At 58.7% G+C, this 23839-nt stretch carries 21 protein-coding genes and 1 pseudogene; 8 read left to right on the top strand and 14 right to left on the bottom strand.

What is annotated here, in order from left to right; all coding sequences use genetic code 11:
• The 3 genes and pseudogenes from AACY07_RS20610 to hutC form a co-directional block, all read right to left on the bottom strand.
• Window positions 1–454: pseudogene (locus AACY07_RS20610) on the bottom strand (urocanate hydratase); the annotation flags it as partial.
• Window positions 455–811: 357 nt separating this feature from the next.
• Window positions 812–1390 (bottom strand): HutD/Ves family protein, encoded by a 579-nt coding sequence (locus AACY07_RS20605; RefSeq protein WP_339477176.1) that lies wholly within the window; start codon window positions 1388–1390, stop codon window positions 812–814.
• Window positions 1387–2097, bottom strand: coding sequence for a histidine utilization repressor (gene hutC / locus AACY07_RS20600; protein ID WP_219262600.1), 711 nt, complete (start codon window positions 2095–2097; stop codon window positions 1387–1389). The genes AACY07_RS20605 and hutC overlap by 4 nt, the downstream gene beginning before the upstream one ends.
• A gap of 146 nt (window positions 2098–2243) precedes the next feature.
• On the opposite strand from hutC, the gene AACY07_RS20595 reads away from it, so the two are divergent.
• Window positions 2244–3608 (top strand): formimidoylglutamate deiminase, encoded by a 1365-nt coding sequence (locus AACY07_RS20595; protein WP_339477174.1) that lies wholly within the window; start codon window positions 2244–2246, stop codon window positions 3606–3608.
• 45 nt (window positions 3609–3653) lie between these two features.
• Here AACY07_RS20595 and AACY07_RS20590 read toward each other — a convergent pair whose 3' ends face one another.
• The 3 genes from AACY07_RS20590 to AACY07_RS20580 all read right to left on the bottom strand — a co-directional run bounded on the left by AACY07_RS20590 (window position 3654) and on the right by AACY07_RS20580 (window position 6287).
• Complete coding sequence (locus AACY07_RS20590; protein ID WP_339477172.1) at window positions 3654–5585, bottom strand: RecQ family ATP-dependent DNA helicase; 1932 nt, start codon at window positions 5583–5585, stop codon at window positions 3654–3656.
• A gap of 125 nt (window positions 5586–5710) precedes the next feature.
• The gene (locus AACY07_RS20585) at window positions 5711–6049 is read right to left on the bottom strand and encodes a type II toxin-antitoxin system RelE family toxin (protein ID WP_339477169.1); all 339 of its coding nucleotides are present in this window, start codon (window positions 6047–6049) and stop codon (window positions 5711–5713) included.
• Complete coding sequence (locus AACY07_RS20580; protein ID WP_326427565.1) at window positions 6018–6287, bottom strand: type II toxin-antitoxin system Phd/YefM family antitoxin; 270 nt, start codon at window positions 6285–6287, stop codon at window positions 6018–6020. Before AACY07_RS20580 ends, AACY07_RS20585 begins: the two co-directional genes overlap by 32 nt.
• 160 nt (window positions 6288–6447) lie before the next feature.
• On the opposite strand from AACY07_RS20580, the gene AACY07_RS20575 reads away from it, so the two are divergent.
• Window positions 6448–6798 (top strand): DUF1493 family protein, encoded by a 351-nt coding sequence (locus AACY07_RS20575; RefSeq protein WP_339477167.1) that lies wholly within the window; start codon window positions 6448–6450, stop codon window positions 6796–6798.
• A gap of 173 nt (window positions 6799–6971) precedes the next feature.
• On the opposite strand, the gene AACY07_RS20570 is transcribed toward AACY07_RS20575, so the two are convergent.
• From AACY07_RS20570 to AACY07_RS20560, 3 genes are all read right to left on the bottom strand, one after another.
• A complete protein-coding gene (locus tag AACY07_RS20570) occupies window positions 6972–8513 on the bottom strand; it encodes a phosphoenolpyruvate carboxykinase (RefSeq protein ID WP_133079146.1) in 1542 nt (513 codons plus the stop codon).
• A 179-nt stretch (window positions 8514–8692) separates the two neighbouring features.
• A complete protein-coding gene (gene hslO / locus AACY07_RS20565) occupies window positions 8693–9595 on the bottom strand; it encodes an Hsp33 family molecular chaperone HslO (protein WP_133079145.1) in 903 nt (300 codons plus the stop codon).
• A 145-nt stretch (window positions 9596–9740) separates the two neighbouring features.
• Window positions 9741–10148: an RNA-binding S4 domain-containing protein gene (locus tag AACY07_RS20560; RefSeq protein ID WP_133079144.1), complete on the bottom strand. Its 408-nt coding sequence runs from the start codon at window positions 10146–10148 to the stop codon at window positions 9741–9743.
• Between the two features lie 235 nt (window positions 10149–10383).
• Here AACY07_RS20560 and rimB point away from each other — a divergent pair, with 235 nt between their 5' ends.
• Window positions 10384–10866, top strand: a complete 483-nt coding sequence (gene rimB, locus AACY07_RS20555; RefSeq protein WP_445261392.1) for a retropepsin-like aspartic endopeptidase RimB — start codon at window positions 10384–10386, stop codon at window positions 10864–10866.
• Window positions 10863–11768: a 30S ribosomal protein S6--L-glutamate ligase gene (gene rimK / locus AACY07_RS20550; protein WP_016783140.1), complete on the top strand. Its 906-nt coding sequence runs from the start codon at window positions 10863–10865 to the stop codon at window positions 11766–11768. The genes rimB and rimK overlap by 4 nt, the downstream gene beginning before the upstream one ends.
• A gap of 115 nt (window positions 11769–11883) precedes the next feature.
• Here rimK and AACY07_RS20545 read toward each other — a convergent pair whose 3' ends face one another.
• Both AACY07_RS20545 and ompR read right to left on the bottom strand, forming a co-directional pair.
• A complete protein-coding gene (locus AACY07_RS20545) occupies window positions 11884–13197 on the bottom strand; it encodes an ATP-binding protein (RefSeq protein ID WP_019821770.1) in 1314 nt (437 codons plus the stop codon).
• Window positions 13198–13301: 104 nt separating this feature from the next.
• Complete coding sequence (gene ompR / locus AACY07_RS20540) at window positions 13302–14042, bottom strand: osmolarity response regulator transcription factor OmpR (protein ID WP_048386441.1); 741 nt, start codon at window positions 14040–14042, stop codon at window positions 13302–13304.
• Window positions 14043–14400: 358 nt separating this feature from the next.
• Here ompR and AACY07_RS20535 point away from each other — a divergent pair, with 358 nt between their 5' ends.
• The 3 genes from AACY07_RS20535 to gshA all read left to right on the top strand — a co-directional run bounded on the left by AACY07_RS20535 (window position 14401) and on the right by gshA (window position 18889).
• On the top strand, window positions 14401–16722 hold the full coding sequence (locus AACY07_RS20535) for a Tex family protein (protein WP_219262544.1): 2322 nt from the start codon (window positions 14401–14403) through the stop codon (window positions 16720–16722).
• Window positions 16722–17105: a PaaI family thioesterase gene (locus AACY07_RS20530; protein WP_133079142.1), complete on the top strand. Its 384-nt coding sequence runs from the start codon at window positions 16722–16724 to the stop codon at window positions 17103–17105. Before AACY07_RS20535 ends, AACY07_RS20530 begins: the two co-directional genes overlap by 1 nt.
• Before the next feature lie 200 nt (window positions 17106–17305).
• Complete coding sequence (gene gshA, locus AACY07_RS20525) at window positions 17306–18889, top strand: glutamate--cysteine ligase (RefSeq protein WP_133079141.1); 1584 nt, start codon at window positions 17306–17308, stop codon at window positions 18887–18889.
• A gap of 206 nt (window positions 18890–19095) precedes the next feature.
• On the opposite strand, the gene argA is transcribed toward gshA, so the two are convergent.
• Both argA and argE read right to left on the bottom strand, forming a co-directional pair.
• Window positions 19096–20394 carry an amino-acid N-acetyltransferase gene (gene argA, locus AACY07_RS20520; protein WP_133079140.1) on the bottom strand — a complete coding sequence of 433 codons (1299 nt, stop codon included), beginning with the start codon at window positions 20392–20394 and terminating at the stop codon, window positions 19096–19098.
• 134 nt (window positions 20395–20528) lie between these two features.
• Window positions 20529–21671 carry an acetylornithine deacetylase gene (gene argE / locus AACY07_RS20515; RefSeq protein WP_339477161.1) on the bottom strand — a complete coding sequence of 381 codons (1143 nt, stop codon included), beginning with the start codon at window positions 21669–21671 and terminating at the stop codon, window positions 20529–20531.
• Between the two features lie 156 nt (window positions 21672–21827).
• On the opposite strand from argE, the gene AACY07_RS20510 reads away from it, so the two are divergent.
• Window positions 21828–23216, top strand: a complete 1389-nt coding sequence (locus AACY07_RS20510; protein WP_339477159.1) for a CYTH domain-containing protein — start codon at window positions 21828–21830, stop codon at window positions 23214–23216.
• 45 nt (window positions 23217–23261) lie between these two features.
• Here the strand turns inward: AACY07_RS20510 and AACY07_RS20505 are convergent, their stop codons facing one another.
• Window positions 23262–23831 (bottom strand): lipocalin family protein, encoded by a 570-nt coding sequence (locus AACY07_RS20505; RefSeq protein WP_339477157.1) that lies wholly within the window; start codon window positions 23829–23831, stop codon window positions 23262–23264.
• Window positions 23832–23839: the final 8 nt, after the last annotated feature.

Here is a 23839-nt window from a genome sequence, read left to right as displayed (position 1 = left end):
CCTGGCTGCCGATGTAGATCCAGCTGCCGGCGGTCATCTGGCCGTACATGGCCAGGCCTTTGGCGTCGAGTTCGTTGAAGTGCTCCCACGTGGCCCAGTGCGGTACCAGGTTGGAGTTGGCGATCAGCACCCGCGGCGCATTGCTGTGGGTTTTGAACACGCCGACCGGCTTGCCCGACTGCACCAGCAGGGTTTCGTCATCGTTGAGGTTGGTCAGGCTTTCGACGATTTTGTCGTAGCACTCCCAGTTACGCGCTGCCCGGCCAATACCGCCATACACCACCAGCTCGGTCGGGTTCTCGGCCACTTGCGGGTCGAGGTTGTTCATCAACATCCGCAGCGGCGCTTCGGTCATCCAGCTTTTAGCAGTGAGCTGGGTGCCACGGGCGGCGCGGATTTCACCTTCACGGTGACGGGTGAACTCGGCAGGCGATTTTGGGGTAGTTGAAGTCACGGGTAACTCCTCAGCGATAGTCGGATGCGTCGGGTGTGAGAAGAGGATCGACGCACACTTATGTACTTGTACATACAAGCATATGCAAGTTAGCGGCCAATGTGTGAAATTCGCAAATGAAAAAGTTAGAGAGCCCGAAAACACAGGCTAAAAACCGTGCGCCAGGTTTTTGAGATGAGGATGAATGATTCGCAGGAGTGTTACTGGGGGAGGTTTGTGCGCTGAGTTGGGGCGTTCGGTAACAGAGCGTGTAGCGTGTGTAGTCGCTGCCGCAGGCTGCGAAGCGGGACGTGGGCGCTCCAGGAAAACGGGTTGCTCCGCAACCCTTCGCAGCCTGCGGCAGCGACTACATGCTAGTTAGACCGCGCTCAACTCAATCACACAGCACAGGCCTGTCACCGTCACTTCAAGCAACTCGCGATTGCCGCTCAGTTGCAGACAGTCGTAACGGCCCAGGTGTTCGTGGCAGGTGTTACCCAGGCCCACATGGACCTGTTCGCCTGCGCTGAAAACCACCAGGGTGTGCGCCGAAGTGAACACGCGCTGAGGGGTGGTCGCCTCCAGCCATTGCAACCGCGCGGTGTAGCGCTGCGGGGCATAGATCAGGTTGAAGTCGCGAATCGGACCACCGATCAGGGTGCAGGCAACGGCGCTTTCACCCTTGAATGCAAAAGCATCGAACGGTAACAGTGCCCGCGTGCTCACCCCGTCGACTTGCAGGTTCATGCCCGCACCCTGCAGCACGCTGATGATTCGCTGGTAGCCGTCAAAACGTGAAAAGCCGCCCGACTCGCCGATATCGGCAATCGACAGGCGCCAGCCAAAGCCATCAAGGCCCTCGCCTGCATCTCGGGTGATTTCTTCAGTGCTGCCGCCGCCGTTCTTCCACGGCATGCGCGGATAGTCGACGGCACGTAAAACTTCAGGCTGGATCATTTATTGAAACGTCCTTCAAGACGATGACGGGAACCGGGGTGGATCAGTCGGGCGGCGGTAACAGGCTGACGACCCGACCAGGTGCGGCGACGAATCAGCAGGCACGGCTCGCCGGGCTCGATTTGCAGTAATTTGCACTCTTTGGGGTCAGCCAAAATCGCTTCGACCACGTGCTCGCCCTCAGTCAGCGGGGCGACTTGAGACAAATAGGCGTAAGGCGTTTGCAGGGTGAAATCCTGCTTGAGGTAGTCCGGTGCCACCAGGGCATTGACGAAACGGTCCTCGATTTGCACGGCAATCCCGTTCTCGTAGTGCACGATCAGTGAGTGAAAGACCTTCTGCCCTTCACGCATGTCGAGCACGGCGGCACGTTCCGAGCCGGCCATTTCTTCACCCAGACTGATGACCTTGCAGGTGTGCTTGTGCCCGCGCGCAGCGATTTCATCGGCGATATTGTTGACTTCGAACAGCGCGGACTGGGTCTTGGGCTCGGCCACAAAGGTGCCAACGCCCTGCATGCGCACCAGCAAGCCGTCGGCGGTCATTTCACGCAGCGCACGGTTGATGGTCATGCGGCTGAACCCCAACTGGGTCACAAGCTCGCTTTCGGAGGGCACACGATAATGCGGCGGCCAGTTTCCGCTCTGGATCTGCGCAGTGATCATTTGCTTTACTCGAGCGTAAAGCGGGGCCGGGCTATCGCCCATGTGGGCGGCCAGCGGGGACACGACAGGCGGAGTCGACACAGGCAATCCTTGGTAATGAGTTAAGAGTCGTAGCTTGCCGGAGTTTACCGAGCAGGCAAACGTCTGTATATGTATATACAAATTACAAGCAATGGGGTACCGAACCGATGTCCGTCTTCTTTGCCGAGCGCGCGCTACTGCCTACAGGCTGGGCTACCAATGTCCGCATCGAGGTCGGTGCCGATGGCTACTTGACCCGAATCCAGGCCAATGCCGACGCGCACGGCGCCGAACGGCTGAACGGCCCACTGCTGCCGGGCATGCCGAATCTGCACTCCCACGCATTCCAGCGGGCCATGGCCGGTTTGGCCGAAGTGGCGGGCAATCCCAACGACAGTTTCTGGACGTGGCGCGATTTAATGTATCGGCTCGTCGGAAAAATAAGCCCTGAACAGCTCGGCGTCATTGCCCGTCAGTTGTACATCGAAATGCTCAAGGCCGGTTACACCTCGGTGGCTGAATTCCATTACGTGCACCACGATCTTTCGGGCCAGCCCTATGCCAATCCAGCAGAACTGGCGCTGCGCATCAGCGAAGCGGCGCGCTCCACCGGCATTGGCCTGACCTTGCTGCCGGTGCTCTACAGCCACTCAGGCTTTGGGGGGCAGGCACCCAACGACGGTCAACGGCGTTTTATCAACAGCACCGAGCACTACCTGAAGCTGCAGCAACAGCTAAAGCCGCTGCTGGCTCAACAGCCTGCACAAACCCTGGGCTTGTGCTTTCACTCGCTGCGCGCCGTCACTCCCGAGCAAATCCATGAAGTCCTGCAGGCCAGCGACACGACCTGCCCGGTGCATATCCATATCGCCGAGCAACAAAAGGAAGTCGACGATTGCCTGAGCTGGAGCGGCAAACGTCCAATCCAGTGGCTGTATGACAACGTTGAGGTCGATCAACGCTGGTGCCTGGTGCATGCAACCCACGCCAACGCTGCCGAAGTCCAGTTGATGGCGCAGAGCCAGGCCGTGGCCGGGTTGTGCCTGACCACCGAAGCCAACCTGGGTGACGGCATTTTTCCGGCCGTGGATTTCCTTGCTCAAGGCGGGCGAATGGGCATTGGCTCGGACAGCCATGTGTCCCTGAGCGTGGTTGAAGAGCTGCGCTGGCTGGAATACGGCCAGCGCTTGCGCGATCAGCGCCGCAACCGGATGTATCGCAGCGACCAGCCGATGGTCGGCCGCACGCTGTATGACGCCGCACTGGTGGGCGGCGCCCAGGCGATGGGCCAGGCGGTTGCCGGATTAGCCGTTGGTCAGCGCGCCGACTGGCTGGTACTGGACGGTAATGACCCGTACCTGGCCACGGCACAGGACGACGCCATTCTTAACCGCTGGCTATTTGCGGGCGGCGATCGTCAGGTACGAGACGTATTGGTCAACGGCCAGTGGGTGGTGCGCGACGGCCGTCATGCCGATGAAGAAGCCAGCTGCCGCGACTTCACCCGGGTGCTGCGCGAGTTGTTGGGGTAACAAAAACCTGCGGTCGCCCTCGCCGCCTGCGGCAGCGACTGCCCGTTAACTCAGCCCTTTCACCGCCCAATCGCGGACCGCGGCATAGGGGTAGTTCTCCAATGCCGCAAAACCTGGAATGGCACGCGCTTTCATCTTGGTGAACATCGGCACGCTGATCCCGCATAAAAACCGGGTCAGGCGTTCTGCCGGGGGATAACTTCCCGTGAACTCCTGATGCCTGTGGATAAAAGCACCACACAGGACTTCGAAGTTTTTATCCACAAGCGGCATCAGTGCGGGTGGCTCCGGCAAGTGAGCGACCTGCCCTGCGCACACCGAACAATGCCCGCACTGCTGCGGCGCCTGCTCATCCCCAAAATACTGCGCCAGCCGGTAGCTCAAGCAGGTTTCACTGGCGAACAGCGCCAACATTGCGTGAATCCGCGTAATCTCGCCACGCTCGTGAGCCGTGAAGTAGGCATGCAGCTCCAGGCTCAGAGCCTGGGCATCAAAATCTTGAACCAACAGGCTGTAGACCTCGGTCATCTGCTTGCTTTCAAGTTCGATCCAGCCCTTCTCCTGAAAGTAATCCAGCGCTTTGACCACCCGGTTCCGATCAGCCTGATGCTGGCTGTACAGCCCGTCGAAATTCACCGTAGCCCAGGTTCTGGCTCGGCTGGAAGTCTGGATGATGGCCGAGACAAATTGCTGACGCTCGCCCTCAAACTTGGCCAGCAACACCTCAGGTTCTATCAGGAATTTGAAACGATACTCGGCGAAATAGGCATAGCGAGGGGCAATCAGGCCACGCAGTTCCAACTGGACCAACAAAGTCTTGAGCGGTAACTGACGAATGTTGCTCTGATCGGACAGAGGCAGCAGCATGAACTCCCACTGCCCTTGCACCATTGCCTCACGCAACTCATCGAGCACACAGCGAATGCCCTGCAACTCCGGCGTGTCGCCATACACAAAGTTTTCCAGCACATTGAGGCTGTCGCGATTAGCCAGCACCAGGCACTCCGAGGGTGCGCCATCACGCCCGGCCCGGCCGATTTCCTGGCTGTAGTTTTCGATCGACTTGGGCAAGTCGAAATGCACCACGTTGCGGATGTCGCTCTTGTCGATACCCATGCCAAAGGCAATGGTGGCAACGATGCAATTCAACTGCCCGCCCATGAACTGGCGCTGAATGCCCTCGCGCTGATCATGGGGCAAACCGGCGTGATAGGCGTTGGCGCTGATCCCGTTCTGGTTCAAGTGCTGGGCAATGTGCTCGGCGGTCTTTTGCAGCGTGACATACACAATGCTCGGCTGGCCGATACGCTCGCCCATCCACTGCACCAGGCGCTGACGCTTGGCGGCGCCAGTGACGGGCTCGACCCACAGATTGAGATTGGCGCGATAGAAACCGGTGGTGATGACGTCCGACTCGGCAATCGCGAACTTGACCTGCATGTCTGCGATCACATTAGGGGTCGCCGTCGCGGTCAGCAGCAGCGCTTGCGGGATATTGAACTGGCGCTGGTAGTCCGGAAGCTTCAGGTAGTCCGGACGGAAATTATGCCCCCACTCGGAAATACAGTGCGCTTCGTCCACCACCAGCAGGGAAATCGGCACTTGCTGCAAAAAGTTACGAAAGCGCTCGTTTTTCAGTCGCTCGACCGAAATCATCAGGATCTTCAACTCGCCCGCTTTCGCCCGGGCCATGACGGCGCTTGCCTCGTCGCGGCTTTGCGCCGAATCGATGCTGGCCGCTGCAATCCCGTGGCGCTGCAAAAAAGCCAATTGGTCCTGCATCAGGGCCAACAGCGGCGAAACCACTAGCGTCAGGTGAGGCAACAGCAAAGCCGGCAGTTGGTAACACAGGGATTTGCCCGATCCCGTAGGGAAAATCGCCGCCGCTGAACGTCCAGCCAACACGGCACTGATCGCCGCTTCTTGCCCGGCACGAAACTGTGGATAACCAAAGACCTGTTCCAGGGTGTTGTGCATGACTGTCACTCCTTTGACCGTTGCAAAGCGCAAAACTCTACGCCAGGTTTGCAGCCGATCGAGAATAGGCCGGGGGCAAATTGAGAGGGGATGATACAGATGTGTCCCGAGATCCGCGTACAACACTAGTGGAGACGCTTTCTGGCACTGATGTAGACAGCGTTGTCATCACGCCTGCCGACTCCAAGCACCAGAACTATCAGGCGGTTATCAATGACTTCATACACCAGCCTCACCCCACTGGCGCGCAGCTTGATCTTGTAACAATTAGGCATGTTACTGAGTCTGGCCGAAGGAACCTTGGGGGACAGCAGGCGCGATTTGAGCTTTTTCAGCAGTTGGATTTGAAGTGCCTTATCCAACTTTTCCAGTTCTTTTTTTGCTTCAATTTCGAACTCAAGGCTATATGTCCTGATTGCAGTTGCCTGTGAATCAGCTTTTTTCGGCAGTTGCGATGAGCTCATCAATATCGACCTTGAGAGTGGGATTGCCCCGCCGCTCATTGACGACCCTTGCCAACTCGGCATCGTCGATCATCTCCAGCAGCAGCTCGTAGCGCTCTGGTGAAAGGATATAAAAAGCGGGTTCGTTACGATTGAGAATGACCATTGGATCACCACCGCTTTCACGATAAGTACCCATGGGGTCTTTTTTCAGATCTGTCACGGATGCCGCGACTTTAGCGAGCATGGCGAATGTCATGGTAGGGCCTCATGCCTGTGTCTATGGGATGACTCATCTGCTAAACCTGTAAGCCACTTGAGCCACAATCAACAAGCACTAAATATAGCATTTTTAAAAGAACTACCAAAGACACATTAAAAAGCTCATAAAGCAATACGAATCTTACGGACACTAATCAATGAAACTCGCCACCGACCTCCCGGACACCCCCATCCTGCGCGAGCTGATGCAGTTGCTGCATGAAGAAATCGGTCTGCCGGAACACAAAACCATCAGCCTCAAAACCGCGATCAACGCGGATCTTGGCTGCAATGGCAGCGATGCTCCGCATTTGATGGAAGCCCTTGAGGAACGTTTCGGGCTCGAGTTGGCGGACTACGATGCCTACCGCTACTTCCAGCCTGCGGGCAACGACCCGCACCTCAAGCGCAAGGCCAAGGGCCGCGAGGGCAAAGTACCCTTGACCATCGGCATGCTGTACGCGGCGATCAGCAGCGGCCATTGGGATACGCAAAACCTGGAAGCTTAGGTGAAACGTTCTGTGGGAGCAGTCTTGCTTGGGATTCAGGCAACGCGGTTTGCCAGAATCACACCGGCGATGCCATCGCGAGCAAGCCCGCTCCCACAGGATGCATCTGCTCAGGCACAAAAAAGCCGCCCTCTCAGGCGGCTTCTTTGTGGATCAACACACTGATCGAATGCTTACGCCTTCGGACCCGCTGCCTTGATCGCGTCGCTGACGTCGAACTTCTTGAAGTTCTCTACGAACAGGCCAGCCAATGCCTTGGCAGCTTCGTCGTAGGCAGCTTTGTCTGCCCAGGTGTTGCGTGGGTTGAGCAGAACAGTGTCAACGCCCGGTACGGCCAATGGCACGTCGAGGTTGATGGTGTCCAGGTGTTCGGTTTCTGCGCCGACCAGAGCACCGCTCTGGATCGCGGCAATCACGCCACGGGTGGTCGGGATGTTGAAGCGCTTGCCAACACCGTAGCCACCGCCGGTCCAGCCGGTGTTGACCAGGTACACCTTGGAGCCGAAGCCGCGGATGCGCTTGATCAGCAGCTCTGCGTATTCGCCAGCCGGACGCGGGAAGAACGGTGCGCCGAAGCAGGTGGAGAAGGTGGACTTGATGCCGCTGCCCGAACCCATTTCAGTCGAGCCCACCAGTGCGGTGTAGCCGGACAGGAAGTGGTAGGCCGCTTGTTCTTCGCTGAGGATCGACACGGGCGGCAATACGCCGGTCAGGTCGCAGGTCAGGAAGATCACAGCGTTTGGCTCGCCGCCCAGGTTCTTCTCGGAACGCTTGGCAACGTGCTCCAGCGGGTAAGCTGCGCGGCTGTTCTGGGTCAGGCTGACATCGGCATAGTCAGGGTGCTTGGCATCGTCGAGAACAACGTTCTCCAACACGGCGCCGTGCTTGATGGCTTTCCAGATGACCGGCTCGTTCTTCTCGGACAGGTCGATGCACTTGGCATAGCAACCGCCTTCGATGTTGAACACCACACCTTCGCCCCAACCGTGTTCGTCATCACCGATCAGGTAACGGCTTTCATCGGCGGACAGGGTGGTTTTACCGGTGCCGGACAGGCCGAAGAACAGGGTCACATCGCCTTCTTCGCCAATGTTGGCTGCGCAGTGCATCGGCAGCACGTCAGCAGCAGGCAACAGGAAGTTCTGTACCGAGAACATGGCTTTTTTCATTTCACCGGCGTAACGCATACCGGCGATCAGCACTTTTTTCTGGGCGAAGTTGAGGATCACGCAACCGTCAGAGTTGGTGCCATCACGCTCAGGTACGCACTCGAAATTGGCTACGTTGAGCACTTGCCACTCTTCACGACCGGCCGGGTTGTACTGAGCCGGGTTGATGAACAGGCAACGGCCGAACAGGTTCTGCCAGGCAGTCTGGGTCGTCATTTTCACGGCCAGGTAGTGGTCTTCGGAAGCACCTACATGCACGTGGGAAACGAAATGCTCTTGCGCGTTGTTGAACGCCTCGACGCGGTCCCACAAGGCATCGAACTTGTCGGCCGGGAACTTGCGGTTGATCGGGCCCCAGGCAATGGATGCCTGAGTGGACGGCTCTTCAACAATGAAGCGGTCAGCCGGTGAACGGCCTGTACGGTGGCCAGTTTCGACAACCAGTGCGCCATTGTCGGCAAGCACGCCTTCACCACGGCTCAGGGCTTCTTTGACCAGATCGTCGATGCTCAGATCGGTGTACACGGCGTTATTAGCTTGCGTCATGAGGTTCCCCGTCGGCCATTGGCCGAGTGCGCCAAACGTTTTGTAGTAGAAAAATTTGCACTACTACCGCGAAAAAAGTGGGCCGGATTATGCCAGAAAACCCCAAAAAGAGTAGGGCCCACCTGTCAGAACCGCGCAAGAACGGGGTTTGACAGGTGTTTTACCTAGGCTGAAACGTTTTAGTGATGAGTGCCAGAAGGGGATTCAACACCCGCGCCTGCGAACAATTGATCGACATCAGCCGCATCAAACAGGTAGCGCTCGTTGCAAAACTGGCAGTCGATTTCGATATGACCGCCATGCTCGGTCACCAGAGTCAGCGCATCTTCGTGGCCGAGGCTGGTCAGGGCATTGCCCGAACGCTCACGGGAACAGCTGCACTTGAATTCGATGGCCTCGTTGTCAAACAGACGCACGGTTTCTTCGTGATAAAGGCGGTGCAGGATGGTTTCGTTGTCCAGCCCCAGCAGCTCTTCAGCCTTGAGGGTATCGCCCAGCATCAGCAGCCGGTCCCAGCTGTCCACACGCTCGTCTTCATCCTTGACCACGTCGGCAGGCAACTGCTGCAAGAACATGCCACGGGCGCGCTGGCCATCGGCAACCAGCCAGAAGCGGGTTGGCACTTGCTCGGACATCACGAAGTAGTTGGTGAAACAGTCGGCCAGGGTTTCGCCGTTCAGGTCCACAATCCCCTGGTAGCGTTTGCCAACCGTAGGATCAATGGTAATGGCCAGTACGCCATTGGGCAGCAGGTCGGCCAGAGTGGCATCAGGAGCAATGCGATCGGCGTCGAAACGTGCCAGGCCGCGTATCTCACGGTCGCTGGTGCATTCGATCATCAGCAGTGGCACCGGGCCTTCGGAACGGGCTTGCAAGCTCAGCAAACCATCAATTTTCTGGTTGCCCACCAGCAACGCAGCAGCAGCCATCAGCTCGCCCAGCAACTGCTGGACCGGCTGTGGATAAGCGTGCTTGGCCAACACGTCAGCGTAGCTATGCTCCAGCGATGCCAGTTCGCCACGGGCGTCGCTGGTATCGAACATAAAGCGTTGTGTGGCATCGTTTTTGAGTAAGTCGGACATAAGAATAGAGTTCTGAATTGGTGACAAAATGTGTACGGATCGTTGGATGTCGTGCAGGTCTAATGACCCTATATGGCGCCATACATGGATGATTACAAGTTATGCGCACACAGACTCGACGTACGGTTTGCGAGCTTCGGCCAGCTCACTCGGCCCCACTGGCATCATGGAACTGATGCAGTTGGCGTCGTTGCTTCTTGGTTGGTTTTCCTTCGGTGCTGATGCCCATTGCACCGGATTTGCGCATGGCCGCTGCGTTTTCCCGCTTGGCAATGCTTTGCCCGGTTTCGGCGTACAGCAATTGAGCCTCGGGAGCGCCTCGACGCACCACTGAAAGTGCTTTGACTTCCACAGTACGTTCTTCAAGGCCTACACGTATTTGCAGTTCATCGCCCACCCGTGGCTCTTTGCTCGGTTTGCAGCGCTCACCACGGCAATGCACCTTGCCGCTTTCGATCGCGGCTTTGGCCAATGCACGGGTTTTGTAAAAACGCGCTGCCCAGAGCCACTTGTCCAGGCGAACCTTGTCGTCCACTTCCTGTTTTTGTGCCACTGGAATCCCTCTTCATTTGAATAGTCAGAACTGTACTACTACTTGCGATGAACAACTGAAGCAATCAGCCCGATAGAATGCCTGCCTGCTGAACAGCGTACACGTAGATAACTGTCGCCATTTGCCGAATATTCTGCGTGAATACCCTTTCTACACAGCCAAATCGGCATCGCCGATTGTTTTACCTGCAGGGTTTCTCCTGCAGCCTGAATACGTTAATCGCTGGTTACTTATATTGAAGACTTTTGATCACTTGACCGTTGTCGGTCTGCGCGAGTGGGTGGCGCTTCCCGATTTGGGAGTTGCCGGCCTGCGGGCGAAAATCGACACCGGTGCCAGTACCTCCAGCTTGCACGCCACCGAGATCGAGCCATTTGAGCGCGAGGGTGAAAAGTGGGTACGTTTCAATGCCCATTTGGGCACGTTGGTACAGCTGCGCCACCGCAGCTGTGAAGCCCCGTTAGTCGCCATAAAAACCATAAAAAGCTCCAATGGTCACACTCAGGTTCGCTATGTGATCCGTACCGGCCTGGCGCTGGGCGATCGGGTCTGGCAGGTCGAGTTCACCCTCGCCTGCCGCAAATCGATGCGTTACCGCTTATTACTGGGCTCGAAAGCCCTGATTGACGGCCAGCTGGTCGTGAATCCAGAACATAAATACGTTCAAGACAAGCCGGTGTTTCCGGTCACTACTACCTCTGCCACAGGTGTTGCATGAAGATCGCTGTGCTGTCGCGTAACCCGCGTCTGTATTCCACTCGTCGTCTGGTTGAAGCCGGTACCGAACGAGGCCATGAAATGGTAGTGATCGATACCCTGCGCGCCTATATGAACATTGCCAGTCATAAGCCGCAGATTCACTATCGCGGCAAGCCACTGGAAGGCTTCGATGCCGTAATCCCGCGTATCGGTGCCTCGGTCACGTTCTATGGCTGTGCAGTGTTGCGTCAGTTCGAAATGATGGGTGTTTTCCCGCTCAATGAGTCGGTAGCGATTGCCCGTTCACGGGACAAGCTGCGCTCGTTGCAACTGCTGTCGCGTCGGGGCCTGGGTTTGCCTGTGACCGGTTTTGCCCACTCCCCTGACGACATTCCCGACCTGATCGAGATGGTCAATGGCGCGCCGCTGGTGATCAAGGTACTGGAAGGCACCCAGGGCATCGGCGTGGTGCTGTGTGAAACCGCCACTGCCGCTGAATCGGTGATTGAGGCCTTTATGGGGCTCAAGCAAAACATCATGGTGCAGGAATACATCAAGGAAGCAGGAGGTGCCGATATTCGCTGCTTCGTGGTCGGGGACAAGGTCATCGCGGCCATGAAGCGTCAGGCCAAACCTGGCGAGTTCCGTTCCAACCTGCACCGGGGCGGTAGCGCCAGCCTGATCAAGATCACCCCTGAGGAGCGCATGACCGCCATTCGTGCGGCCAAGGTCATGGGGTTGAGCGTGGCGGGGGTCGATATTTTGCGCTCCAACCACGGCCCATTGGTGCTGGAGGTCAATTCATCGCCGGGCCTGGAAGGTATTGAAACCACCACAGGCAAGGACGTGGCCGGGATCATCATTCAACATCTTGAAAAAAACAGCAGCCCGCACATGACACGGACCAAGGGCAAAGGCTAAACGCCCGTCAAACCCTGTGGGAGCGGGCTTGCCCGCGATGGCAGCACCGCAGTTTAACTGGCTGACCGCGCCGCCTGCATCGCGAGCAAGCCCGCTCCCACAGGGCCAGAAAAATCTACACCGCCCCTCTTGGCAACATAAGCCCCAGCGGCAGGCGTACACGGGCTTCCAGCCCACCGCCGCTACGGTTACGCAATTCAACATTGCCGCCATGCATGGAGGCAATCCGCTTCACGATAGCCAGGCCCAACCCTGTGCCTTTGCCACCACGGGCACGGTCACCGCGAATAAACGGATTGAAGATGTCTTCAAGTTCCGAAGGATCAATCCCCGCGCCCCGGTCCATTACGCTGAGCACCACGTACGGTGCACTGACGTCTCCGGACACATATGCTGCAACCTCAACGTCTTCGCCCGCATGGTGCAGGGCATTGCCGATCAGGTTGTTGAGCAGACGCTTCATCGACACCCGACGCAACGCAAACGGCTGGATCGGCTGCAAGCGCAAGCGCACCTGTTCACCGTTCTGGTTGTAGGGCGCCACCACTTCGCGGATCAGATCACACAGATCAACTTCTTCGACCGGCTCGTCACGCCCATCACGGATAAAGGCCAGGAACTGATCGAGAATCGCATCCATGTCCTCAATGTCACGCACCATATCGTCTGAAAGGTCGCTGTGGTTGCCCATCAGCTCCAGAGAAAGGCGCAAACGGGTCAGCGGTGTTCTCAGGTCATGGGACACACCGGCAAGCATCAGCTCACGCTCACGGCCTGCCTGCTCAACATCTTCAGCCATTTGATTGAAGGCGCTGTACACCTCGGTCATCTCGCTGGGGGTGTCGCTGATCGGCAAGCGCACGCTGCGCCCCTGCCCCAGTTGACGAGCCGCATACACCAGTCGCTTGAGCGGCTGATTGAGCTGGCTGACGAAAATCCACGCCGACGCAGTGGATAACAAGCCAATGGCCAGGAACCAGCCCAGGACATTCCAGATTTTCTGCCCACGAAGCGGATGCGGATACAGCGGCACTTTCAACCAGCCTTCACCCAGGCTAGGCGCACGCACCCACAGGGCGGGAGACGTGTGCATGCGCAAGCGAACTTCGGTGTCAGGGCCTAGCTCGTCCTGCATCTGACGTTGGTAGATTTCGCTGTAAGGCCAGTGCTGCTCACCCTCGGGCACACCACCACCCACGACGCGCACCAAATCAACGGCATCGATAATCTTGTTGCGGTTTTCCTCATCGGCCGCCCAATAGGCGCGCAAGGTCAGTGCCACACCGTGACTGTATTGGCGGTCGACCAACACGTCCTCGTTCATGAGCAGGTAAACCAGCGTCAGTGCCTTGGAAAACAGAACGACAATCAGGACGAGCCAGAGAGTGCGCGAGAAGAAACTTTGGGGAAACCAGAGAGGGGTTTTCATAGACAGCCGTTTTTACACTTTGCAGGAACGAGCCCAAAAGCCCGCAAAAAAATGAATCGCGAGCCACTCAGGTACCTGAATGACTCGCTCCTACAAATGATCGGTCACTTGGTCGCGTTGCCATCCGGCACGAACACATAACCTACGCCCCAGACAGTCTGGATATAGCGCGGTTTGGACGGATCAGGCTCGATCATGCGACGCAAACGGGAGATCTGAACGTCGATTGAACGCTCCAGTGCATCCCATTCGCGACCACGGGCCAGATTCATCAGCTTGTCACGGGTCAATGGCTCGCGAGCATGCATGACCAAGGCCTTGAGGACCGCAAACTCACCCGTGGTGAGCATGTGAACTTCATCACCGCGCTTGAGTTCGCGGGTGGCCAGGGACAACTCGTAATCACCGAACGTCACGCTTTCGTCTTCGCTGCCCGGCGCACCCGGCACCGGTGCCGACTGGCGGCGCAATACAGCCCGCACCCGAGCCATCAGCTCATCGGGGTTGAACGGTTTGGCCAGGTAATCGTCGGCGCCCAGTTCCAGGCCCTTGATGCGGCTCAGCTCGTCGCCCTTGGCGGTCAGCATGATGATCGGCACCCGATTGCCCGCTGCACGCAGGCGGCGGCAGGCAGACAAGCCGTCTTCACCGGGCAGCATCAAATCCAGTACCACCAGGTTGAATACCTCTCGAGCCAGCAAACGATCCATTTGCTCGACGTTCGGCACAGCCCGGGCACGATAGCCCTTGCTGACGAAGAAACGTTCCAGCAGGCTGCTCAGTCCAGGATCGTCATCAACGATGAGAATTTTTTCGCCTTCAGCCGGTTGTGCAATGCTGCTCATTAGATGCTCCTGTGATCTCGGCGCGCATTATGGCTTAGCTGCTGTCATACGCATGGTGTGCATTGTTAGCAGATTTTTCCTCTACAAACAGCAGACCAATCAATGTGGCCGCAGCCTGCAGTCCCCTGAATCCGGGAACGCTGGTTATAATGCGCCGCCTTTTGTGTCAGGCAACCTCGAATTTTCAATGGTTGTGGCAGGATTTATTTTTTCAACACCTGCCGTAATTTGCTGATTTCACGGGTCAACAGGCTGCCCTTTTGGCCCAGGTAGCGGCGCCCTCCGGGCCGCTCAACCAGCCTCGCAGGCCTTCAAGCCCGGGCCTGCGAGCCTGCATCACAATTTGTCAGGTGGTTTTATGGACAGCATCAACAGCCGCATCGCCGAAGAACTTGGCGTGCGCCCGCAGCAGGTCGAAGCGGCCGTCGCTCTTCTGGATGAAGGCTCCACCGTACCCTTCATTTCTCGCTACCGTAAGGAAGTGACCGGCAGCCTGGATGACACCCAGTTACGTCATCTGGAAGAACGCCTGCGCTATCTGCGTGAACTCGACGAACGGCGCGTGAGCATCCTCGCCAGCATCGAAGAACAAGGCAAATTGACACCCGAACTCGCCCGCGACATCAAACTCGCCGAGACCAAAACCCGCCTCGAAGACTTGTACCTGCCTTACAAGCAAAAACGCCGCACCAAGGGCCAGATCGCCCTGGAAGCAGGCCTTGGCGAGTTGGCAGATGGCCTGTTCAACGACCCGACACGCAACCCTGAAACCGAAGCTGCCCGTTTTATCGACGCAGAAAAAGGTGTGGCTGATACCAAGGCGGCCCTCGACGGCGCCAAGTACATCCTCATGGAGCGCTTCGCCGAAGACGCCAGCCTGCTGGATAAACTGCGCAGCTTCCTCAAGAACGAAGCCATTCTCAGTGCCCGCGTGATCGCTGGCAAAGAAGAAGAAGGCGCCAAGTTCCGCGACTACTTCGAACACGATGAGCCGCTCAAAAGCATGCCTTCGCACCGTGCGCTGGCGATTTTCCGTGGTCGCAACGAAGGTATTCTCAGCTCTTCACTCAAAGTGGGCGAAGAACTGCCTGGGTCGATGCATCCCGGCGAAATGATGATTGCCGAACGTTTCGGCCTGCAAAACCAGAACCGCCCGGCGGACAAGTGGCTGGGCGAAGTAGTGCGCTGGACCTGGAAGGTCAAGCTCTACACCCACCTTGAAACCGACTTGCTGGGTGAGTTGCGCGACGGTGCTGAAACCGAAGCGATCAACGTATTCGCCCACAACCTGCACGACCTGCTGCTGGCCGCACCTGCTGGCCCGCGCGCCACCCTGGGCCTGGACCCGGGCCTGCGCACCGGCTGCAAGATTGCCGTGGTCGATGCCACCGGCAAGCTGCTGGAATACGCCACCGTGTACCCCCACGTACCGCACAACAAATGGGATCAGACGATCTCGGTCATGGCCGCCCTGTGCGCCAAGCACTCGGTGGAGCTGATCGCCATCGGCAACGGCACTGCCAGCCGCGAAAGCGACAAGCTGGTCATCGACCTGATGAAAAAATACCCGGCCCTGAAAGTCACCAAGGTGATGGTCTCTGAAGCCGGTGCTTCGGTGTACTCGGCCTCGGAACTGGCGGCCAAGGAATTCCCGGACCTGGACGTATCGATCCGTGGTGCCGTGTCCATTGCCCGCCGCCTGCAAGACCCGCTGGCCGAACTGGTGAAGATCGATCCAAAGTCCATTGGTGTGGGTCAGTACCAGCACGACGTGTCCCAACTCAAACTGGCACGTGGCCTGGACGCTGTGGTTGAAGATTGCGTAAACGCCGTGGGCGTGGACGTGAACACCGCATCCGTGGCGCTGCTGGCGCGTATCTCGGGCCTCAACGCCACGCTGGCGCAAAACATCGTCAGTCATCGCGACGAGAACGGCGCGTTCAAAACCCGTGCGGCGCTGAAAAAAGTCAGCCGCCTGGGCGAAAAAACCTTCGAGCAAGCGGCAGGTTTCTTGCGCGTGATGAATGGCGACAACCCATTGGACAGCTCGGCGGTTCACCCCGAGGCCTACCCGCTGGTCAAGCGCATTGCTTCGGACACCGAGCGCGACATCCGCTCGCTGATCGGCGACGCGAGCTTCTTGAAGCGTCTGGACCCGAAGAAGTTCACCGACGAAACCTTCGGCCTTCCGACCGTTACCGACATTCTGCAAGAGCTGGAAAAACCGGGCCGCGACCCGCGTCCCGAGTTCAAGACGGCTGAGTTCCAGGAAGGCGTCGAAGACCTCAAGGACCTGCAACTGGGCATGATCCTGGAAGGAGTGGTGACCAACGTGACCAACTTCGGTGCTTTCGTCGATATCGGCGTGCATCAGGACGGCCTTGTGCACATCTCGGCATTGTCCGAGAAGTTCATCAAGGACCCCCGTGAAGCCGTGAAAGCCGGTGACGTGGTCAAGGTCAAGGTCATGGAAGTCGATATCCCGCGCAAACGCGTTGGCTTGTCGATGCGCATGAGCGACACGCCGGGCGAGAAGATCGACGGCGCCCGTGGTGCACGCCCGGGTTCCGCCCCGCGCCAGCAAAACACCGCACCCCGTAAAGAAACCGTTGCCGCAGCGCCAAGCAACAACGCGATGGCTTCGCTGTTTGCCAACGCCAAACAGTTGAAGAAACGCTAATGGCGCTCCCGGACGGCCTGACCCAAAGCGCTTTCAGCGAGTTGATCGGTTGCCGCGTGCAGTCGGTGGAAGACGGCGTGGCGCACGTAGCGCTCAGCCTGGAGCCGCAACTGCGCAACCGGGGTGGCAAGCTGCACGGTGGCGCGCTGTTCAGCCTGGTCGATATCAGCATGGGGCTGGCGTGTTCCAGCGCCCATGGGTTCGATCAGCAGAGCGCGACCATCGAGTGCAAGATCAACTACATCCGCGCGGTGTCTGAAGGCGACGTACTGTGCATCGCCAAAGTCATCCACCCCGGACGACGTACGCTGGTGGTCGAAGCCGATGTATTCCAGGGCGACAAACTGGTCGCAAAAGCACAAGGCACGTTCGCTGTCCTGTAGCCGCCACGGGGTCATTTGAGTTAATTTCGGTACTGCTGACGCGGTGCCGGAAGGCGCTTGGAGCGCTCAGGGGCCGAAACAGGGACGGGGCCAAAGCAGTATCAACAAAAGCCAGGCGACCACGCCGGTTTCAACTTCACCCTTGTAGACCGTCCTGACCACCCCCATATTGGGGCGACTGACGCGTGAAGGAATCCAACTTGAGCCAACTTCTCAACCGCCGCCTGGCTCTGCTCAGCGAGCGCGCTAACCTCACTCTGCTTGAGCAATGCCTGCACGGCATCGAGCGCGAATGCCTGCGCGTCACGCCTGATGCACGCCTGGCTCAGACCCCGCACCCTGAAGAATTGGGCTCGGCGCTGACCAACGATCAAATCACCACCGACTATTCCGAATCGCTGCTGGAGTTCATCACCCCGGCCCTGCCCGATCCGGCGCAGACGCTGGCCAGCCTCGACAAGATCCACCGCTTTGCCTACAGCAAGCTCGGCAACGAGTTCCTGTGGAGCCCTTCGATGCCGTGCCCGTTGCCGGCCGAAGAAGATATCCCGATTGCCTACTACGGCACGTCCAACATCGGGCAGCTCAAGTACGTGTACCGCAAGGGCCTGGCCCTGCGATACGGCAAGACCATGCAGTGCATCGCCGGTATCCATTACAACTTCTCCCTGCCCGAGGCCCTGTGGCCCGTGCTGATGCAGGCCGAAGGCTTTGTGGGTACCGAGCGCGACTATCAGTCGAACGCCTACATCGCCCTGATTCGCAACTTCCGTCGTTACAGCTGGCTGCTGATGTACCTGTTCGGTGCCTCCCCAGCGCTGGACGCCGGCTTTTTGCGCGGTCGTTCACACCAGCTGGAACAACTGGACCCCGACACGCTTTACCTGCCGTACGCCACCAGCCTGCGCATGAGCGACCTGGGTTACCAGAGCAACGCCCAGGCTGGCCTGACGCCGTGCTACAACAACCTGGACAGCTACACCGACAGCCTGCGCAAAGCAGTGGCCACGCCTTACGCGCCTTATGTTGAAATCGGCACGCACAAGGATGGTGAATGGGTGCAGTTGAACACCAACATCCTGCAAATCGAAAACGAGTACTACTCCAACATCCGTCCCAAGCGTGTGACCTACACCGGCGAGCGGCCGATTCAGGCCCTGGTGTCCCGTGGCGTGCAGTACGTTGAAGTGCGTTTGCTGGATATCAACCCGTTCCTGCCGGTAGGCATTGACCTGCCAGAGGCACGTTTTCTGGACGCCTTCCTGCTGTATTGCGCGCTGCAAGACAGCCCGCAGTTCGACAGCACAGGGTGCGGCAGCTGCTCTTCGAACTTCCTGAGCGTAGTCATGGAGGGTCGCCGTCCGGGCCTGCAACTGCAGCGTGATGGTGCAGCCGTCGACATGAAGGAATGGGCGGCAGAACTGCTGGAAAAAATCGCGCCGCTGGCCGCCCTGCTCGACCAGAGCCACGGTGGCGATCACCACAGCAAAGCCGTCGACGAACAGCTGGCCAAGATCAAGGACGTGTCACTGACGCCGTCTGCCAGAGTGCTGGCCAGCATGAGTGAGCACAACGAAAGCTTCGCCCAGTTCTCGATGCGCCAAAGCCTGGCCCATGCCGAGTTCTTCCGTAGCGAACCGTTGAGCGCAGAAGATCAGGCCGCGTTTGAAGAAAAAGCACGCAAGTCATTGCTCGAACAGATCCAGACCGAACAAACAGAAGAAGGCGACTTCGACCTGTTTGTGGCCTCGTATCAGGCGAGTATTTTGGCGATCAGTAACTAGGCAGATCAAAAGCCCCTCAAAGGCTTTGCTGTAGTCGCTGACGAGGCACGAGGCTGCGATCGGTTGCGCAGCGGCCGTAAATCCATTCGCTGCGGTGTGTCAGATACACCACGCTCACCGGGTTTACGACCGCTTCGCGCTCGATCGCAGCCTCGCTCCGCTCCTCAGCGACTACAAAGTTTTGGAGGCTGCATGCCACAGGCGCCTTACAGCGTTTTCTCGAAGATCTTGGAGTTACGCTGATAGTTGTACAGCGACGCTCGCGCCGCCGGCAGGCGCTCGACACCGCTAGGTTCAAACCCGCGTTCACGGAACCAGTGCGCAGTACGCGTGGTTAATACGAACAGGGTTTTCAACCCTTGTGCCCGGGCGCGGTTTTCGATGCGTTCCAGCAGCTCATCCCCACGGCGACCATGACGGTACTCCGGATTCACCGCCAGGCACGCCAGCTCCCCCGCATCCGAGTCAGCAATCTGATACAGCGCCGCACAGGCGATAATCATCCCTTCGCGCTCAACCACGCTGAACTGTTCGATCTCACGCTCCAGCACTTCTCGCGAGCGACGCACAAGAATGCCCTGTTCTTCCAGCGGGCTGATCAGGTCCAGCAAACCGCCGACGTCTTCAATCGCCGCTTCACGGATCAGTTCGAATTGCTCCTGGGCCACCAACGTACCGCCACCATGACGGGTGAACAGCTCCGTCAGCAAGGCGCCATCTTCGGCATAGCTGACGATATGGCTACGAGCCACACCACCGCTGCAGGCCTCGGCCGCCGCTTCCAGCAGCTCGGCCTGGTAGTCGCTGCCCAAACGCTTCATGTGGGCAGGCACTTGCTGTGGGCGCAGCTCGCGCACCAAGCGCCCTTCTGCGTCGAGCAAGCCGGACTCGGCGCCGAACAACAGCAGCTTGTCAGCCGCCAGGTCGATAGCGGCACGGGTGGCGACGTCTTCACACGCCAGGTTGAAAATCTCACCGGTCGGCGAGTAGCCCAAAGGCGATAGCAACACAATCGAGCGCTCATCGAGCAGACGATTGATGCCCTTGCGGTCGACACGACGGACTTCGCCGGTGTGGTGGAAGTCCACGCCATCGAGCACCCCGATCGGCCGTGCCGTCACCAGGTTGCCGCTCGCGACCCGCAGGCGCGAGCCCTGCATCGGCGAAGATGCCATGTCCATCGACAAGCGCGCCTCAATCGCGATGCGCAACTGCCCCACGGCGTCGATCACGCATTCCAGGGTGGAGGCGTCGGTGACGCGCATGCCGTTGTGGTAGTACGGCACCAGACCACGGGCTTCAAGGCGGCTGTCGATTTGCGGACGCGAGCCGTGAACCAGCACCAGCCGCACGCCCAGGCTGTGCAACAGCACCAGGTCGTGGACGATATTGCCAAAATTGGGATGCGCCACACCGTCGCCGGGGAGCATGACGACAAAGGTGCAATCGCGGTGGGCATTGATGTAAGGAGACGCGTGACGCAACCAGTTAACGTAATCGTGCATAACCAAAGCCTGTAAAAAATAAATCGCCTAAAAAAGGGCTAAAACAGCAAACGCACATCGGGCTGATGGTTATCGTCGAAACAGGGTCGGCAACACGCGTGTTCTCCTTGTGTGAAAAGCAAAGGGGATCGCCACTATTTCAGGCAATAGTGTTCGACCAGTTGAGTCAGTAGACGCACGGTCGGCTGCAAACGTGACATTTCCAGGTATTCCCCCGGCTGATGCGCACAGGCGATGTCGCCCGGGCCCAGTACCAGCGTTTCGCAGCCAAGCTGCTGAAGATAAGGCGCTTCGGTGCCAAACGCCACTGCTTGCGCGCGATGGCCGGTGAGTCGCTCGGCCACCCGTACCAGCTCTGCATCGGCGTCCTGTTCGAATGGCGGCACTCCGGCTGCGATGGGCGCGAAATCAATTTTCACCTGATGGCGCTCGGCCAAAGGTTGCAGCTTGCTGCGAATGATGGCCCGCAGCTCGTTGGGGTCCATACCCGGTAACGGTCTCAGGTCAAATTCCAGCGAGCACTGCCCGCAAATCCGGTTAGGGTTATCGCCGCCATGAATACAGCCAAAGTTCAGGGTCGGCTGCGGCACGCTGAACTGCGGGTTGCGGTATTCGTTGAGCCACTGCTGACGCAGGCCTTTGAGTTCGCTGATCGCATCGTGCATGGCTTCAAGGGCGCTGTGCCCCAGGCTTGGGTCGGATGAGTGGCCGCTGCGCCCGAGAATCTCGATGCGCTCCATCATCACCCCCTTGTGCATGCGGATCGGCTTGAGTCCGGTCGGCTCGCCAATCACCGCGGCACGGCCCAGCGGCCTGCCGGCTTCGACCAGCGCCCTGGCGCCAGCCATCGACGTCTCTTCGTCGCACGTGGCCAGAATCAGCAGCGGCTGCTTGAACGGTTGATCGAGCAACGGGCGCACCGCTTCGATCACCAGCGCGAAAAAACCCTTCATGTCGCAACTGCCAAGGCCGACCCAGCGGTTATCCACTTCTGTCAGCTTGAGTGGATCGGTCTGCCACAGCGCTTCATCGTAGGGCACGGTGTCGCTGTGACCGGCCAACACCAGTCCTCCGGGACCGCTGCCGAAGGTGGCGAGCAAGTTGAACTTGCCGGGGCTGACCTGCTGGATATCGCAGCTAAAGCCCAGCTCGCTCAGCCAGGTGGCCAGCAAATCGATCACCCCGCGATTGGACTGATCCAGATAAGGCTGGGTGCAACTGACCGACGGTGTGGCGATCAAGGCAGCGAACTGCTCTTTCATGGAAGGTAAAGGCATGCGCTGACTTCCTGTTGGCGGGGCGAGGCCCATCATAGAGCCATCTGCTGCGCAGAATAAACCCGTTCGGCGCGCCGGGGCGGCTTGTCCTGTACACTGCACGGCCTTGGCAGCCACACTTTTCCCGGCTGCGCACCGATCCTGGATTTTCCGGCCATGCAGAAAGAAACCGAAATCAAACTCCGCGTCAGCCGCGAAACCCTCGCCGCCCTGCGCGAGCACCCCTTGCTGAAAAAGCGCAACAAAAGTGGCTGGGAAAGCCGTGAGTTGTTGAACCAGTACTTCGACACGCCTGAGCGCGATCTGGCCAAGGCCAAGGTTGCCCTGCGCCTGCGCCGCGATGGCGAAGACGTGATTCAGACCCTCAAGACCCGCGGCCAAAGCATCGCCGGTTTGTCCGAGCGTAACGAGTACGACTGGAACCTGCCGAAAGCCAAGCTCGACATCAAGAAGCTCGACGGCGAATGCTGGCCAGAAGAGTTGGCCGAGCTGGACAAAAAAACCCTGAAGCCAATCTTCACCACTGATTTCGTACGTGAACGCGCTGAAATCTCCTGGGGTCGCGGCAAGGCCAAAGTGGTCATCGAAGCGGCCCTGGACCTGGGTCACGTGATTGCCGGCAAGCAGAAAGAAGAGATCTGCGAACTGGAACTCGAACTGCGCGAAGGAGAGCCATCTGCCCTGCTGGAACTGGCGGCAGAACTGGCCGAGAAGCTGGCCCTGATGCCTTGTGACATCAGCAAGGCCGAGCGTGGCTATCGCCTGTTCGACGCCAACAGCTACAGCGTCAACCTGCCCGCCCCAGAGCTGACACCCGAGACGCCACTGGACGATGCCTTCGCCGCCCTGGCCTGGCACTTGCTGGGCAACAGCCAGCGTCTGGCCGAGCAGTACCGTTTCAATGGCCACTGGCGTTTGCTGCAGGACTGGGTTCAGCAGTTGATTGACCTGCGCGCGCTGGTCAGCAGCCTGGGTCAAGCCGCTCCACGCCAGTCCACCAGCACCTTGCGTGCTGCGCTGGATGCCCTGCTTGAAGACTGGCGCCCGCTGGTTCAGATCGGCCAGGACGACGAAGACGTTCGTAAAGCCGCGCCTGAGCAGTTCCTTGAAGAGCTGGAAGACCCGCGCTGGGGCCAGTTCTCACTGAACACTTCACGCTGGTTGATGGCGCGCAGCTGGACCGTTGATCGCGGCACCACCCGTGGCAACCGTCAAGGCGCCGCACAACTGCACAGCTGGCTGCCGCGCTTGTTGTCGGATGAGGCGATTGCCTTGCGCTTGAACCGCTACCAGCAGCAACCCGAAGATCTGGCCGAGCAACTGCCGCGCATTGAGCGCATTCAGGCCTGGTTGCGTCTGGCGCGTAACGTGCTGGAAATTCCGGAACTGGACCGTTTGTACGGCGAGATGAACAAGCTGCAGGAATTGGCCAACCTGCCAATCACTGACGACGCAGAGCACAACGACGAGTTGCTCAATGCCCGTAAGCAGCAAGCCATCGCCGTGTACCAGAACCGCGCATGGAAGACCCTGCTGCGCGCCTAAGCGCCCAGCCAACGCCCCTTGGTGCCAACTGAGGGGCGTTTTTGTTTATTGGGTGTCTTTGGGCATCTGTGCATCCGGCGTACGCCAGATCAAACGTGACGTGTCGTAGCCCTGCTGCTGAGCCTTGCTGAGCAATTCATCACGGGTTTGCTGATCAACCTGCGGTTTGCGCGACAACAACCACAAATAGCGGCGGTCGGGGTTGCCCACCAGCGCCGTGCTGTAGTCGTCCCCCAGGTACAACACCCAGTAGTCGCCCTTGGTGACACCCGGCAGTACTGTTGATACCCAATTGTCGAACTCGACCCACAGCTTGTCGGTTTTACCCGCCACCTGCGGCGTTGCCGTGCCCTTTGCCTCTTCCCACTTGCCCTCTGCTGTGCGGCAGCGGTTCAACACCGCTACGTTGCCGTCAGGCTTCAAGCTGTAATGGGCTTCGGACTGCGCACAGTTGCGCTGGAAGAACATCGGCAAGCGCGCCAACTCATACCAGGTGCCCTGATAGCGCTTGAGATCGACGCTTGCAACGGTGTTGGGCGCCAGCGAATCGCTGCTGGAACCCGCGCACCCGGCCAGCAACAGTGCGGCCCCCAGGCTGACTAAAAGACGTTTCATCGCGAACG

The organism is Pseudomonas sp. RL_5y_Pfl2_69 (assembly GCF_963970465.1).
GTDB lineage: Bacteria > Pseudomonadota > Gammaproteobacteria > Pseudomonadales > Pseudomonadaceae > Aquipseudomonas.
The sequence above is the reverse complement of the archived record's forward strand: the minus strand, read 5'-3'. Positions and strand labels throughout refer to the sequence as shown.

What these genes read in the sequence shown, in the direction of transcription:
- AACY07_RS20545 (WP_019821770.1), bottom strand. Translation starts at nt 13,197, where the DNA reads ATGAAAACCCCTCTCTGGTTTCCCCAAAGTTTCTTCTCGCGCACTCTC.
- AACY07_RS20535 (WP_219262544.1), top strand. Translation starts at nt 14,401, where the DNA reads ATGGACAGCATCAACAGCCGCATCGCCGAAGAACTTGGCGTGCGCCCG.
- AACY07_RS20605 (WP_339477176.1), bottom strand. Translation starts at nt 1,390, where the DNA reads ATGATCCAGCCTGAAGTTTTACGTGCCGTCGACTATCCGCGCATGCCG.
- ompR (WP_048386441.1), bottom strand. Translation starts at nt 14,042, where the DNA reads ATGAGCAGCATTGCACAACCGGCTGAAGGCGAAAAAATTCTCATCGTT.
- AACY07_RS20575 (WP_339477167.1), top strand. Translation starts at nt 6,448, where the DNA reads ATGAAACTCGCCACCGACCTCCCGGACACCCCCATCCTGCGCGAGCTG.
- hutC (WP_219262600.1), bottom strand. Translation starts at nt 2,097, where the DNA reads ATGGGCGATAGCCCGGCCCCGCTTTACGCTCGAGTAAAGCAAATGATC.
- AACY07_RS20595 (WP_339477174.1), top strand. Translation starts at nt 2,244, where the DNA reads ATGTCCGTCTTCTTTGCCGAGCGCGCGCTACTGCCTACAGGCTGGGCT.
- AACY07_RS20580 (WP_326427565.1), bottom strand. Translation starts at nt 6,287, where the DNA reads ATGACATTCGCCATGCTCGCTAAAGTCGCGGCATCCGTGACAGATCTG.
- rimK (WP_016783140.1), top strand. Translation starts at nt 10,863, where the DNA reads ATGAAGATCGCTGTGCTGTCGCGTAACCCGCGTCTGTATTCCACTCGT.
- AACY07_RS20590 (WP_339477172.1), bottom strand. Translation starts at nt 5,585, where the DNA reads ATGCACAACACCCTGGAACAGGTCTTTGGTTATCCACAGTTTCGTGCC.
- argA (WP_133079140.1), bottom strand. Translation starts at nt 20,394, where the DNA reads ATGCACGATTACGTTAACTGGTTGCGTCACGCGTCTCCTTACATCAAT.
- AACY07_RS20505 (WP_339477157.1), bottom strand. Translation starts at nt 23,831, where the DNA reads ATGAAACGTCTTTTAGTCAGCCTGGGGGCCGCACTGTTGCTGGCCGGG.
- AACY07_RS20585 (WP_339477169.1), bottom strand. Translation starts at nt 6,049, where the DNA reads ATGAGCTCATCGCAACTGCCGAAAAAAGCTGATTCACAGGCAACTGCA.
- AACY07_RS20510 (WP_339477159.1), top strand. Translation starts at nt 21,828, where the DNA reads ATGCAGAAAGAAACCGAAATCAAACTCCGCGTCAGCCGCGAAACCCTC.
- argE (WP_339477161.1), bottom strand. Translation starts at nt 21,671, where the DNA reads ATGCCTTTACCTTCCATGAAAGAGCAGTTCGCTGCCTTGATCGCCACA.
- AACY07_RS20530 (WP_133079142.1), top strand. Translation starts at nt 16,722, where the DNA reads ATGGCGCTCCCGGACGGCCTGACCCAAAGCGCTTTCAGCGAGTTGATC.
- hslO (WP_133079145.1), bottom strand. Translation starts at nt 9,595, where the DNA reads ATGTCCGACTTACTCAAAAACGATGCCACACAACGCTTTATGTTCGAT.
- AACY07_RS20570 (WP_133079146.1), bottom strand. Translation starts at nt 8,513, where the DNA reads ATGACGCAAGCTAATAACGCCGTGTACACCGATCTGAGCATCGACGAT.